This window comes from Pseudomonas putida S13.1.2, from assembly GCF_000498395.2.
GTDB lineage: Bacteria > Pseudomonadota > Gammaproteobacteria > Pseudomonadales > Pseudomonadaceae > Aquipseudomonas > Aquipseudomonas putida_Q.
Map to the genome: position 1 here is coordinate 5,742,368 of NZ_CP010979.1, position 12,941 is coordinate 5,755,308.

At 62.5% G+C, this 12,941-nt stretch carries 13 protein-coding genes and 1 pseudogene; 5 read left to right on the forward strand and 9 right to left on the reverse strand.

The window, feature by feature from the left end:
• Positions 1–203 precede the first annotated feature (203 nt).
• Both N805_RS25370 and N805_RS25375 read left to right on the forward strand, forming a co-directional pair.
• Positions 204–518: a hypothetical protein gene (locus N805_RS25370; protein WP_019471724.1), complete on the forward strand. Its 315-nt coding sequence runs from the start codon at positions 204–206 to the stop codon at positions 516–518.
• 135 nt (positions 519–653) lie between these two features.
• Positions 654–1,415 (forward strand): YdcF family protein, encoded by a 762-nt coding sequence (locus N805_RS25375; RefSeq protein WP_019471723.1) that lies wholly within the window; start codon positions 654–656, stop codon positions 1,413–1,415.
• A 129-nt stretch (positions 1,416–1,544) separates the two neighbouring features.
• Here N805_RS25375 and lnt read toward each other — a convergent pair whose 3' ends face one another.
• Genes lnt through N805_RS25395 form a run of 4 tightly spaced genes read right to left on the reverse strand, consistent with a single transcriptional unit; the run spans position 1,545 to position 5,400 of the window.
• The gene (gene lnt, locus N805_RS25380; protein ID WP_019471722.1) at positions 1,545–3,062 is read right to left on the reverse strand and encodes an apolipoprotein N-acyltransferase; all 1,518 of its coding nucleotides are present in this window, start codon (positions 3,060–3,062) and stop codon (positions 1,545–1,547) included.
• Between the two features lie 8 nt (positions 3,063–3,070).
• A complete protein-coding gene (locus N805_RS25385; protein WP_019471721.1) occupies positions 3,071–3,910 on the reverse strand; it encodes an HlyC/CorC family transporter in 840 nt (279 codons plus the stop codon).
• 25 nt (positions 3,911–3,935) lie between these two features.
• Positions 3,936–4,409, reverse strand: coding sequence for an rRNA maturation RNase YbeY (gene ybeY, locus N805_RS25390; RefSeq protein WP_019471720.1), 474 nt, complete (start codon positions 4,407–4,409; stop codon positions 3,936–3,938).
• On the reverse strand, positions 4,402–5,400 hold the full coding sequence (locus tag N805_RS25395) for a PhoH family protein (protein ID WP_016712170.1): 999 nt from the start codon (positions 5,398–5,400) through the stop codon (positions 4,402–4,404). The genes ybeY and N805_RS25395 overlap by 8 nt, the downstream gene beginning before the upstream one ends.
• Before the next feature lie 232 nt (positions 5,401–5,632).
• Here N805_RS25395 and N805_RS25400 point away from each other — a divergent pair, with 232 nt between their 5' ends.
• Positions 5,633–5,959, forward strand: coding sequence for a DUF1820 family protein (locus N805_RS25400; protein ID WP_016489346.1), 327 nt, complete (start codon positions 5,633–5,635; stop codon positions 5,957–5,959).
• 3 nt (positions 5,960–5,962) lie between these two features.
• Here N805_RS25400 and N805_RS25405 read toward each other — a convergent pair whose 3' ends face one another.
• The 4 genes from N805_RS25405 to N805_RS25420 form a co-directional block, all read right to left on the reverse strand.
• A complete protein-coding gene (locus N805_RS25405) occupies positions 5,963–6,508 on the reverse strand; it encodes a tetratricopeptide repeat protein (RefSeq protein WP_016489345.1) in 546 nt (181 codons plus the stop codon).
• A 200-nt stretch (positions 6,509–6,708) separates the two neighbouring features.
• Positions 6,709–7,992 (reverse strand): glutamate-1-semialdehyde 2,1-aminomutase, encoded by a 1,284-nt coding sequence (gene hemL / locus N805_RS25410; RefSeq protein WP_019471719.1) that lies wholly within the window; start codon positions 7,990–7,992, stop codon positions 6,709–6,711.
• Positions 7,993–8,009: 17 nt separating this feature from the next.
• Positions 8,010–8,633 carry a thiamine phosphate synthase gene (gene thiE, locus N805_RS25415; protein WP_019471718.1) on the reverse strand — a complete coding sequence of 208 codons (624 nt, stop codon included), beginning with the start codon at positions 8,631–8,633 and terminating at the stop codon, positions 8,010–8,012.
• Positions 8,634–8,646: 13 nt separating this feature from the next.
• Positions 8,647–9,444, reverse strand: coding sequence for a hydroxymethylpyrimidine/phosphomethylpyrimidine kinase (locus N805_RS25420; protein WP_019471717.1), 798 nt, complete (start codon positions 9,442–9,444; stop codon positions 8,647–8,649).
• Positions 9,445–9,709: 265 nt separating this feature from the next.
• Here N805_RS25420 and N805_RS25425 point away from each other — a divergent pair.
• Positions 9,710–11,697, forward strand: a pseudogene (locus N805_RS25425) (sensor histidine kinase).
• 455 nt (positions 11,698–12,152) lie between these two features.
• Positions 12,153–12,413 (forward strand): DUF3077 domain-containing protein, encoded by a 261-nt coding sequence (locus N805_RS25430; protein WP_016501785.1) that lies wholly within the window; start codon positions 12,153–12,155, stop codon positions 12,411–12,413.
• Between the two features lie 136 nt (positions 12,414–12,549).
• Here the strand turns inward: N805_RS25430 and N805_RS25435 are convergent, their stop codons facing one another.
• Entirely contained in the window at positions 12,550–12,924 is a 375-nt protein-coding gene (locus tag N805_RS25435) for a hypothetical protein (protein WP_230685691.1), read from the reverse strand.
• Positions 12,925–12,941 lie beyond the last annotated feature (17 nt).

A 12,941-nucleotide genomic window follows, 5' to 3' on the forward strand; every position in this document is an offset into this window, starting at 1 on the left:
GACCTTGTTCCAGGCAGCGGAACCTCGCTGCAACCGGTACTCCGGTGTCGTTTAGAGTGAACGCCGTAGCATACAGCAGCGTTGCGTATCGTGGGAAACCTTCGTTGCGAATGCCCGCTGGTCGCGGCAGGCTGCTGCTTTTCATTGCGCCGCTAAGCTCAGGTGTGGGGGGAGATATTCTTTATCTTCAATGAGGTGAACGGATGGGAGAGACGCAGCTACCCGCAATCAAGCCGGAGCTTTACGAGCGCCTGATCGACCGGCTTGGCCTGGCGCTGGAAGCGGCCAGGACCTCGGTGCGATTGCGTGACGAGATGCCAGCCGAGCTGGAATTGCGCGGCCTGAGCCATGCCGAGTTCGAAGTGATCAAGGCCTACCTGGATGCCCTCCCGGAGCGCCAAAGTGCCTGTGCCGGCAGTTACCCACAAGCGGAGCCGACATCGGCCAAGATCATCTGGCTCAAGGACAAGAAACGCCCCGCCAATACGGCGAGATCCAGGACGCTGCCACATCGCTAGCCGTTCAGGATGCCAGCCGCAGGCCATCGCGCGCCGGTTCTTCAATATCACACAGCTCACGATTGGCGCCGGTCGCTCCCTTGTTGACCGGCGCCGATCCTTTTAGGCTGCACGCCTGCCAAGGAGGTGTGGCCGATGCCGATCCGATTCTTCATCAAACAATGGCTGATGCCGCCGGGCATCCTGTTCCTGCTGCTGCTCGCGGCCTGGTGGTTGCGTGCGCGGCGGCCACGGTTGGCGGCCCTGTGCTTTGCCGTGGGGCTGGGTGGCCTGTGGCTGATGAGCCTGCCGCTGGTGGTGCAGGAAACCGCCCGTATGCTGGAAAGCGAGCCGCCGTTGGCCGTGAGCGACTGGGCCAGCCTGGCGAGCCGGGCGGATGCGATTGTGGTGCTGGGTGCGGGGCGTGAGCGCGGCGACCCTGCCTGGGGCGGTAGCGACCAGCCCACGGCCACGGCGCTGGAGCGCCTGCGCTTTGCCGCGCAGCTGGCCAAAGCATCGGGGTTGCCGGTGCTGACCAGTGGTGGGCTGCACTATGGCACCCCGCCGAGCGAGGCGCGGTTGATGGCTGATCGCTTGCGTGAAGACTTTGCAGTCGAGGTGAAATGGCGCGAAGAGGCCAGCCGCACGACCTGGGAAAATGCCCAGCTCACGCGCAAGGTGTTGCAGCCGTTGGGGATTCGCCGCGTGGTGGTGGTAACTCAGGCCTGGCACATGCAGCGCTCGCGGTGGAGCTTTGAACAGGCGGGGTTCGAGGTGGTGTCGGCGCCGGTGGGGTTCCTGGGGCGCGATCATGCGCGGCCGTTTGCCGGGTTGCTGCCGGAGAGTCGGGCGATGTGGCAGAGCGGGCAGTTGCTTAATGAAGTGGTGGGGTTGGTGGGGTATCGGGTCTTTTATTGAACCTTGTGCTGCCTGTGCCGGCCTCTTCGCGGGCTTGCCCGCTCCCACAGAATTAGCGCAGCCTTCGAGGCGTGTGCAGTCCCTGTGGGAGCGGGCAAGCCCGCGAAGAGGCCGGCACAGGCAGCATCATCAGACGGTTTTTGCAATACGGCCTGCCAGCAACGCCCAGCCCAGCAGCAGTACACAGACGATCGCCAGCGGCCACGAGCGCCATTTCAGGTATGGCGTCAATTGCTGCATCGGCACCACTTCGCCATACAGCACCGCCTGCTGGAACTGCGGCACTTGCGTGGTAATGCGGCCAAACGGGTCGATCAGCGCGGTCACGCCGTTGTTGGTGGCGCGGATCATCCAGCGGCCGGCTTCCAGTGCGCGCATCTGGGCCATCTGCAGGTGCTGCAAGGGGCCGATCGATTTGCCGAACCAGGTGTCGTTGCTGATGGTCAGCAGCAGGTCGCTGCGCGCGGCCAGGCCTGCGGCAAACTCGGGGTAGACCACTTCGTAGCAGATGTAGGGCGCAATCTGATAGCCCTTGGCCTGCAGCAGCGGCTGGTCTTCAGGCCCGCGGGCGAAGTCGGACATGGGCAGGTTGAAGAACTCGATCATGCCCCGCAGCATGTCCTGCAGCGGCACGTACTCGCCAAACGGCACCAGCTTCTGCTTGAGGTAGGTGCCATCGCCTTCACCGGTGACGGTGATGCCGTTGTAGTAGCGGCGCTGGTGATGCACCACTTCACGTACCGGCACGCCAGTGATCAGCGCCGAATGACGCTCGGCGGCGAAGCGGCCCATCACGTCGATGTAACCCTGGGCCTGGTCCTTGAGTACCGGCACTGCGGTTTCTGGCCAGACCAGCAGATCCACAGGTTTGGAGCTGAAACTCAGGTCACGGTACAGCGCCAGTTGCGCGTCGATGTGCGCCGGGTCCCATTTCAGGTCCTGCTCGACGTTGCCCTGAATGGCGGCCACTTTCAGCGGGTCGCCTGCCGGTTTGGTCCAGGCATGGCCCTTGAGCGCCAGGCCCAGTGCCCACGGGGCCAGCAACAGCAGGCAGGCCACGGCCAGGAACGACGGGCGGGCGCGCAGGCGGTGCAGGTTGCACAACAGGGCCGCCGTCAGCGCCAGGGCGAAGGAGACCAGCCACACGCCGCCCAGCGGTGCCAGGCCGGCCAGTGGGCCGTCCAGCTGGCTGTAGCCAGCGTAGAGCCAGGGGAAACCGGTCAGGAACCAGCCGCGGAAGGCCTCTTGCAGCAGCCACAGGGCGGCGAAGCACAACGCGTCGGCCAGTGGCGCTTCGTTGCGCCTCAGCCAGCGTGCCCATAGCCAGGTGGGCAGGGCAAAGAACCAGGCCAGGGCGGCGAAGAACGCCAGTAGCAGCAGGATCGCCAGCAGCGGCGAGGCGCCGCCGTAGGTGTTCATGCTGACGTAGATCCACCAGGTGCCGGCGCCATACAGGCCGAAACCGAACCACCAGCCCCGCCACATGGCCTGGCGCGGGGTTAGCTCACGCAGGCCAAGGTAGAGCACGGCGATGGACAATATGGCCAGCGGCCAGATGTCGAACGGCGCCAGGGCCAGAAGGGTGGAGGCACCGGCCGCCAGGGCCAGCAGGTTACCGGGCCAGCCGGGGCGGGTGATCCAACGCATGTTTGTCCTTAACGGGTGATCGGGGTCAGGCGCAGCAAGTGTATCCGCCGGCTGTCGGCGTTGAGAATACGGAACTTGTAAGACCCGATCTCGGTGGTTTCGTTGCGCTTGGGCAGGTGGCCAAAGGCGCTCATCACCAGGCCGCCGACCGTGTCGAACTCGTCATCGGAAAACTCGCTGTCGAAGAACTCGTTGAAGTTCTCGATCGGGGTAAGCGCCTTGACCAGGAAGTCGCCGCTGGGCAGCGGCTTGATGTAGCTGTCTTCCTCGACGTCGTGCTCGTCCTCGATATCGCCGACAATCTGCTCCAGCACGTCTTCGATGGTGACCAGGCCCGCCACACCGCCATATTCGTCGATGACGATGGCCATGTGGTTATGGTTGGCGCGGAACTCGCGCAGCAACACGTTCAGGCGCTTGGACTCGGGCACGAAGGTGGCCGGGCGCAGCAGGTCCTTGATGTTGAAGCTGTCGCCGTTCTCCTTGAGGATCAGCGGCAGCAGGTCTTTGGCGAGCAGGACCCCGAGCACATCGTCGTGGCTTTCGCCGATCACCGGGTAGCGCGAGTGCGCGGCGTCTATCACCGCGGGCAGAAACTCGCGCGGCGACTGGCCGGCCTTGATGCTGTTCATCTGCGAGCGCGGCACCATGATGTCGCGCACCTGCAGGTCGGCGACCTGGATGGCGCCTTCGACGATGGTCAGCGCTTCGCTGTCCAGCAATTTGTTCTGATGGGCTTCGCGCAGCAGCTCAAGGAGCTCCTGGCGGTTTTTCGGCTCATGGGCAAAAGCCTGGGTCAGTTTGCCCAGCCAGGACTTTTGCCCGTTGCTCGATCGATCTTCGCTCATGGCGGTTCTCGTGATCCTTCGTGTTTCAGTGTGTGATTGAGTCGGTTTCATCGTCGGCGTACGGGTCGGGGTGACCCAGTTCTGCCAGCAATTCCCGTTCCAGGCTTTCCATTTCTTCGGCTTCCTCATCATCGATGTGGTCGTAGCCGAGCAGGTGCAGGCAACCGTGGATGACCAGGTGCGCCCAGTGGGCCTCCAGCAACTTGCCTTGTTCGGCCGCTTCGCGCTCGACCACCGCGACACAGATCACCAGGTCGCCCAGCAGCGGGATATCGAGCAAGTCATCGGGCACATCGGCCGGGAACGACAGCACATTGGTCGCGTAGTCTTTATGCCGGTAGGTGCGATTCAGCTCTCGGCCTTCGGTTTCGTCGACCAGGCGAATGGTCATTTCCGAGTCGGCGCTGCGCTGGCGCAGGGCCAGTTCGCACCAGCGGCGGAAGGCGGCGTCATCCGGGGCGGCAGCGTCCGTGGCCCGTTGGATATCAAGTTCAAGCATCTTTGCCGGGCGCCTCGGGCTTGGCCTGGCGGGCTTCGAAGCGGTCGTAGGCTTCTACAATGCGCTGCACCAGTGGGTGACGAACCACATCTTTGGGTTGGAAGTGGGTAAAGCTGATGCCCGGAACGTCCTTCAGCACCTCGATGACGTGTGCCAGGCCCGACTTGGTGCCACGTGGCAGGTCGACCTGGGTGATGTCGCCGGTGATCACCGCGGTGGAGCCGAAGCCGATGCGGGTGAGGAACATTTTCATCTGTTCCAGCGTGGTGTTCTGGCTTTCGTCGAGGATGATGAAGCTGTTGTTCAGGGTGCGGCCACGCATGTAGGCCAGCGGGGCGATCTCGATCACCTGGCGCTCGATCAGCTTGGCCACGTGTTCGAAGCCGAGCATTTCGTAAAGGGCGTCGTACAGCGGGCGCAGGTACGGGTCGATCTTCTGCGCCAGGTCGCCGGGCAGGAAACCAAGCTTTTCGCCTGCCTCCACCGCCGGGCGCACCAGCAGGATGCGGCGCACCTGTTCGCGCTCAAGCGCGTCCACGGCGCACGCTACGGCGAGGTAGGTCTTGCCGGTACCGGCCGGGCCAATGCCGAAGTTGATGTCGTTGGCCAGGATTTCCTTCACGTAGCGCTGCTGGTTGAGCCCGCGCGGGCGAATGTTGCCCTTGCGCGTACGCAGCGACACGCTGACCTCGTTGACCGCCGGGTTGTCGATGTTCTCGACAGCCGACTCCTGCAGGTACAGGTGCACGGTTTCGGGCGACAGGTCGGTGGCCTTGGTCTCGCGGTAGAGACGGCGCAGCAACTGTTCGGCCGCAGAGGTGGTCTTGGGTTCGCCTATCAGTTCGAACTGATTGCCGCGGTTGCGGATTTCGATGGCCAGGCGCTGTTCGATCAGGCGCAAGTGCTCGTCGAACTGCCCGCACAAGTTGGCGAAACGGTGGGCCTCGAAGGGCTCGAGGATGAAACGATGGGGTTCTATGGGTGCGTTCAAGGTCGTTTTTAGCCGCTCGACGGCAATGGATGTGAACTCAAGAATAACCCTTGAATGCCAGTGGCGAAAGCACTGAAACGTTCAACGGTATGTACTGCCTGTTCTGGCCTCTTCGCGGGTGAACCCGCTCCCACAGGTTGTGTGCATGACCTGTGGGAGCGGGTTCACCCGCGAAGAGGCCGGAGCAGGTATCATGCCTGCCTTTTCTTACGCATGTGTTATCCCTCCCATCATGAGCAAACGCGAACCTGCCATCTATAAAGTGATCTTCCTCAACCAGGGGCAGGTCTTCGAGATGTATGCCAAGCAGATCTATCAAAGCGACCTGTGGGGCTTTCTGGAAATCGAGGAGTTCGTGTTCGGCGAGCGCTCGCAACTGGTGGTGGACCCGAGCGAGGAGAAGCTCAAGAGCCAGTTCGAGGGGGTAATCCGCAGTTTCGTGCCAATGCACTCGATCGTGCGAATCGACGAAGTCGAGCGCCTGGGCACGGCAAAGATCAGCGAAGCCAAGGGCGGCGGCAATGTGATGCCGTTCCCGATGCCAATGCCGGAAAAATAACCCTCAGGGGAGCGGCGAGAACGGCGTGCGCCCTTCGGCGTTTTGCAGTTCCAGCAGGTATTTGCGGAAGATCTGGCCGAGCACCTGGGTGGCATGCTCCAGCTCGTCGCGGGGCATTTGCTCGGTGACTTCGTCGGCCATGTCCAATGCATCTTCGGCACCGTTGACCGCGGCCATCTTCAGCAGGATGTAGGCCTGCACGTTGTTGGCCTTGACCCCTTCGCCATGGAAGAACATGGCACCCAGGCGGTACTGGGCGTCGGCCTGGCCTTGCAGCGAAGCCTTCTGGAACCAGTCCAGGGCTTTGTCGAGGTTTTTCGGGGTTTGCGTGTAGTAGTACTCGCCCAGTTCGAATTGTGCCTGGGCATCCCCCGCAGTTGCCGTCTGCTCGCAGGCCTTGAGGGCGTTTGCCAGGTCTTCAGGCTGAACATTCAAGGTGCAGCGGCCCGTCGCCGGAATAAGCAACGAGTTACCGCCCTCCGCCAAGGCCAGCAGGGGCTGAAGAAGCAACAGGCAGCCCAGGGTCAGGGCGCGGCCGGTGCGGTTCATGGGGATCGACTTACCTCTGCAAAGCTGCGGCCAATGTCTCTGGTGGCACATTATGGGATAAGCAGCGCCAACCTTACAAAGTTTTACTCGAATTTCTGCTTGGTTGGGGAAGTCAGCTGATTGTGCATGCGTAATTATTGCCTGTACCGGCCTCTTCTCGGGGCAAGCCCGCTCCCACAGAGGCCGGTGCAGGCTGGCAATTACTTCAGCGCTGCAAAGGCCTTTTCAGCCGCATCCAGGGTGATCTGCAGCTCTTTGTCGCCATGGGCGATGGAGGTGAAGCCCGCCTCGAACGCGCTGGGTGCCAGGTACACGCCGCCATCCAGCATCAAATGGAAGAAGCGCTTGAAGCGCTCGGCATCGCTGCTCATCACGTCTTCGAAGGTGACGATGTCGTCGGCGCCGCTGAAGTACAGGCCGAACATGGCACCCGCCTGGGTGGTGACGAACGGTATGCCAGCAGCATCGGCACGTTGTTGCAGGCCATCGAGCATGCGGCTGGTGTAGTCGGTCAGCTCGGCGTGGAAGCCCGGGCGGCTGATCAGCTTCAGGGTAGTGAGGCCGGCGGCCATGGCCAGCGGGTTGCCCGACAGGGTGCCGGCCTGGTAGACCGGGCCGAGTGGGGCGATGCAGCCCATGATTTCGCGTTTGCCGCCGAAGCAGCCGACCGGCATGCCGCCACCGACGATCTTGCCGAAGGTGGACAGGTCCGGCTTGATGCCATAGTGGCCTTGGGCGCCGCCCAGCGATACGCGGAAGCCGGTCATCACTTCGTCAAAGATCAGTACCACGCCGTGTTTGTCGCACTGCTCGCGCAGGCCTTCAAGGAAGCCCGGCGCCGGGGGTACACAGTTCATGTTGCCGGCCACGGGCTCGACGATGATGCACGCCACCGTCTGGCCAACGTCGGCCAGGGTTTTCTCGACCGCGGCGATGTCGTTGAACGGCAGGGTCAGGGTGTGCTTGGCGAAGTCTGCCGGCACGCCGGCCGAGCTTGGTACGCCCTGGGTCAGCAGGCCGGAGCCGGCTTTTACCAGCAGGCTGTCGGAGTGGCCGTGGTAGCAGCCTTCGAACTTGATGATGGCGTCACGGCCGGTGTAACCACGGGCCAGACGGATGGCGCTCATGGTGGCTTCGGTGCCCGAGCTGACCATGCGGACCATTTCCATGGACGGCACCAGCGAGCAGACCAGGTCGGCCATGTCGGTTTCCATGGCGGTGGGTGCGCCGTAGGACAGGCCGTGCTCCAGCTGCTTGCGTACCGAGTCCAGTACGTCCGGGTGGCCGTGGCCGAGGATCATCGGGCCCCAGGAGCCGACGTAGTCGACGTAGCGCTTGTCGTCCTCGTCAACGACATAGGCGCCTTCGGCATGCTTGAAGAACAGTGGCGTGCCGCCAACGCTCTTGAAAGCGCGGACCGGCGAGTTGACGCCGCCTGGGATGTGCTTCTGGGCTTTGGCGAACAGGTCTTCGGAACGGGACATGAAAGGTTCTCTCGAAATCAGGATGCGAACAAGGCGTTGAAGGCGCGGGCGCGGCGGGTGACTTCTTGCGCGCTGTCGGCACCGAACAGGCCATGGATCACCGCCAGCAGGTCGGCACCGTGGGCGACCAGCGGGGCGGCGTTGTCGAGGGTGATGCCGCCGATCACGGCAATGGGCAGTTTCACCTGGGCACGCGCCTGCTCCAGCAGTTCAACGTTGGCGGCGGGCGCGCCCGGCTTGGTAACGGAATTGAAGAAGCGGCCAAAGGCGACGTAGCTGGCACCTTCGCTGGCGGCCTGGGCGGCCAGCTCGAGGCTGGCGTGGCAGGTGGAGCCGATGATCGCCCGGCGGCCGAGCAGGGCGCGGGCCGGGGTCAGCGGGCCGTCAGTCTGGCCCAGGTGTACGCCGACGCCCAGGCGCGCGGCCAGTTCGGCGTCATCGTTGATGAGCAGCTGGGTGCCGTAGCGCTCGCAGAGCTTCATCAGCCCTTCGGCTTCACGCAGGCGGCGCGCCGCGTCGTCACTTTTGTCGCGGTACTGCAGCAGGCACACGCCGCCTTCTAGTGCCGCCTCGACATGGGACAGGAGACGGCCAGCGAGCAGCTGGCTGTCGGTGATGGCGTACAGACCGCGTAGCTTCATTGAAGGCCTCGTATCAGGAGCAGAAGTCCAGGGGCAGGCGGCGCGGCACATACTGGCCCCGGCCCAGCTGCTCGGCGTCACGCAGGGTGCGCCAGGTGTAGTCCAGGGCGCTGCGCACGGCGCTTTCCAGCTGCTCGCCGAGGGCCAGGCGGCCAGCCAGGGCGCTGGCCAGGGTGCAGCCCGAGCCGTGATAGCTGCCTGGCAGGCGCTGGCAGGTCCAGGTGTGGTGCTGACCGTCCTGGGTGTACAGGCGGTTGTGAATTTCGTCTTCGTCGCCGTGACCGCCGGTAATCAGCAGGTGTCTACAGAACGGCAGCAGCTTTTCGGCACATTCGTCGGCGGTGCCTTCGGGCAGTTCGGCGAGGATGCGGGCTTCTGGCAGGTTTGGTGTGGCAATGGTCGCCAGCGGCAGCAGGCGTTCGCGCACGGCGTAGCCCACTTCGTCCTTGCCCAGACGGCCACCGCCGCCAGCACGCAGGACCGGGTCGCAAACCAGCGGCAGGTGCGGGTGGGCGGCCAGCAGTTCGGCGACGGTGTCGACCATCTCGATCGAGCCGAGCATGCCCAGCTTGACGGCGGTCACCGTGGAGTCGGCCAGTACGGCATTGGCCTGGGCCAGTACCCACTCGCGGTCGAGCACGCGGAAGTCGGAAACGTTGACGGTATCCTGCACGGTCAGGGCGGTCACTGCGGGTGCAGCGTGACAGCCTTGGGCGATCAGGGCTTCGATATCTGCCTGCAGGCCGGCGCCGCCACTGGGGTCGTGGCCGGAGAGACAGAGGACAACGGGGCGGGAGCTGTAGGTATTCATGGTCGGCGAGCTTACCACCAAACCTGTTTGGGCGGATCGTCCGACAAACGAGATTTACTGATCGATCGGTCAGATTTCTATTTGTGGCTCTGCTGAAAGTATTGATTTAGAGCGTTTTCTTTGGTTTTTGACATGACCGATTGCCAGGTTGGGAAGCTATGCTAGAGTGCTCGGATAACTCGACAAACGGGTTCTGCCGGATCACGTCGTCTCAAACGGATGGGAGGCTACCGCGACGCGACCGGACAGGCCATGCTGGGGCTGTATGCGCTATTTGCTGATTGTGCTTCTGGGCTTGCTGCCCGTGCTGGCCGGAGCCGTCGATTTCGACGACGCTACCCGGCATCTTCCGTTGGGCAAGGCCATGCAGGTTTACGAAGACCTCGATGGCAGTGCCAGCATCGCCCAGGTCAGTGCCCCCGGGTTCGCCAAACATTTCCACCCCCACCACGAAGACGTGCTCAATGCCGGTTACTCCAGCTCGGTGTTCTGGCTCAAGGTCGAGCTGCGCCCTGTTGCCGCGCCCAGCGCTGCCCCACGGCAATGGTTGCTGGAGCTGGCCTATCCGCCGCTGGACCACATCGAGCTGTACCTGCCAGACGGCAAGGGTGGCTTTCGCCTGGCCCAGCGCACCGGCGATGCCTTGCCCTACGACAGCCGCCAGATCCGGCAGAACAACTACCTGTTCGAACTGCAACTGCCGCCTGGGCAGGTAACCACCGCCTATCTGCGCCTGCACAGTCAGGGCTCGGTGCAGGCGCCGCTGGCGCTATGGTCCGCCGAAGCCTACATGGAGGAGCAGCCCACGCGCTTGTATGTACTGGGGATCATTTACGGCGTGTTGCTGGTGATGCTGGTGTACAACCTGTTCATCTACCTCAGCGTGCGCGACGTCAGCTACCTCTACTACATTCTCTATATCGCCTCGTTCGGTTTGTACCAGGTGTCGGTGAACGGTGCGGGCGTGGCCTACTTCTGGCCGGACAGCCCCTGGTGGGCGAACGCCTCGACGCCGCTGTTCATTGGTGCGGCAGGCCTGTTCGGCTGCCAGTTTGCCCGGCACTTCCTGCAACTGGGCAACATCAGCCGTGGCTTTGACCGGCTGCTGCAGCTACTGATGCTGGGCGGTGCGCTGGTGATGGTGCTGGCGGTGAGCATGCCCTACGGCAGTGCCCTGCGCATGGCCACGCTACTGGCTTTACTGTTCACCGTTAGCATCTTCAGCGCTGGCTTGTACGCCTGGTGGCGTGGCTTGCGCGTGGCGCGCTGGTTCATCATCGCCTGGACGGCGTTTCTGCTTGGAGGCCTGGTCAACACCTTGATGGTGCTGGGCTACCTGCCAAATGTGTTTATCACCATGTATGCCAGCCAGTTGGGTTCTGCGCTGGAGGTGGCATTGCTGTCGCTGGCGCTGGCCGACCGGATCAACAGCCTGCGTGAGCAACAGGCGCGAACCTTGCGCGAGACCGGGCGCACGCTGGAGCAACTGAACCTGGAACTGGCCAGGAGCAACCGCCTGAAAGACGAGTTCCTGGCCAGCGTGACCCATGAGCTGCGTACCCCGATGAATGGCGTTATCGGCTCGCTGGAACTGATGCACACCCTGCCGATGGGGGCCGAAATGGCCCAGTACCACCGCACGGCGGTGGGGTCTGCGCAAGGCATGATGGACATGGTCGACGCCATTCTTACCCTGTCCGAGCTGCAGGCAGGCCGCCTGCGCGCGCAGCCGGCGCCGTTCAGCCTGCGCGCACTGCTGCAGGGCTTGCGCGCCGGTTATGCCGGGCAGGCCCTGCGCAAAGGCTTGTACCTGAGCCTGGACATACCGGCCGACCTGCCGGACGGGCTGCTGGGTGACGGGAAGAAACTGGCCCAGTGCCTGGGCTGCCTGGTGGACAACGGTTTGAAGTTCACCCATCAGGGCGGGGTGATGATCCAGGTGCGCGGCCGCCGGTTGGGGCCGGGCGACCTGGCCTTGACCTTTACCGTCAGTGATAGCGGTATCGGCTTCGATGACCTGGAGCAGTCGACCCTGTACCAGCGGTTCTTCCAGGTCGACGGTTCGATGACCCGGCGGTATGGCGGCTTGGGGATTGGTTTGTCGATCTGCCGGCAGATGGGGGAGTTGCTGGGGCCAGGTTGGCGCATGAATCGACGCGCGGGTTGGGGAGCCGGTTTGAATTGAGTTTGAACGTGGCGATTTCGCAGGTGCAGATGACTCCGAATATCCAACAGACGAGGCGTTCGCTGTAGGTTTTTATTGGGGCTGCTTTGCAGCCCTTCGCGGGCTCGCCCGCTCCCACAAGGATCGCGCACAGCTTGGGCTGAGCACAAAACCAGTGGGAGCGGGCGTGCCTGCGAAGGGCCGCGAAGCGGCCCCAAGAGATTCATTGGCTACGACGATTTCAGACTCTTCCTACGGCTCGGGGCTGGCAACTCGATCCCCTGCGAAATACCCTACAACCTCTGTCGACACGCGTCTGATTGTTCCTGCAAATCCCTCCCTCTAGGCTTTGCCTGTCGCTGACGGTTCAGCGATCGGGTGTGGAAACCTGGCAGTTCATAGGGTGCTTGTTGTCATGACAGCTGTACGCGGGAGGCTTTCGCCTACCGGGTTTGCCATATGCCTGGATTTCCACTCCGTGTGCAGCTGTCACCCCAATGTGTGGAAACTGACGGGTGGCACATAACGATATGGTGCCCAATCGATGACCGACGAAACCAAAACCACCCCAGGCGTAACCTATTTCTACCAAGGCGAAGGCCAAACCCATCCGCTGTTCCGCATAGCCGAAGGCATCCCCTGCCGCAGCGCCCGCGAGCAGGCCTCCGAGTTGATGGGCTATGCACGGGACTTGTCGCTGACTGGTTTGATGGATGGCGACCAGCAAATGATGTGGGCATCGCATTACTTCGCAGCCATGGCCAAGGCGCTGCTGGATGATGCCGAGCTGGGCTTGATGCGCTGACTTTTGTATTGGCTGTACCGGCCCTTTCGCGGGTGAACCCGCTCCCACAGGAATTGTGCATAGATTGAAAGATGCGCTATCACTGTGGGAATCGGTGCCCCGCGGTGAGTCCTCAAGCAGGGCTAGGTAGCGCGGGTTAAGGCATCAATGCTCCGTAAGCCGACAAAAACCCAAAAAGAGCGGTGATGGGCATCCAGCAGATAATCAGCCATAGAACATTTGCCCAAGTTATTTTTGAATTTTCAAACCCGCACGCATCACCCTCGCAAATATTGATTGCTTGTTGTATCTGCACCATTGCTACCGAGAAAAAGGTGGTGTAGAGGAGTGTGAGCATAATCGGGATTATGGTGAAAAAAGAGAGCGGCAGGTTGCTCAGTACTTTTTCGGATATATAAAATTCCCAGCCCACTATCAGTAGGATGGGTGCGTACACCATCAGAGTGACACCGACCGCACTACCTTCTGCAGACCGATTCGCTTGAGTACAGCGAGCGACGATTTTTTTCATCAAGAAGAATATTGTCA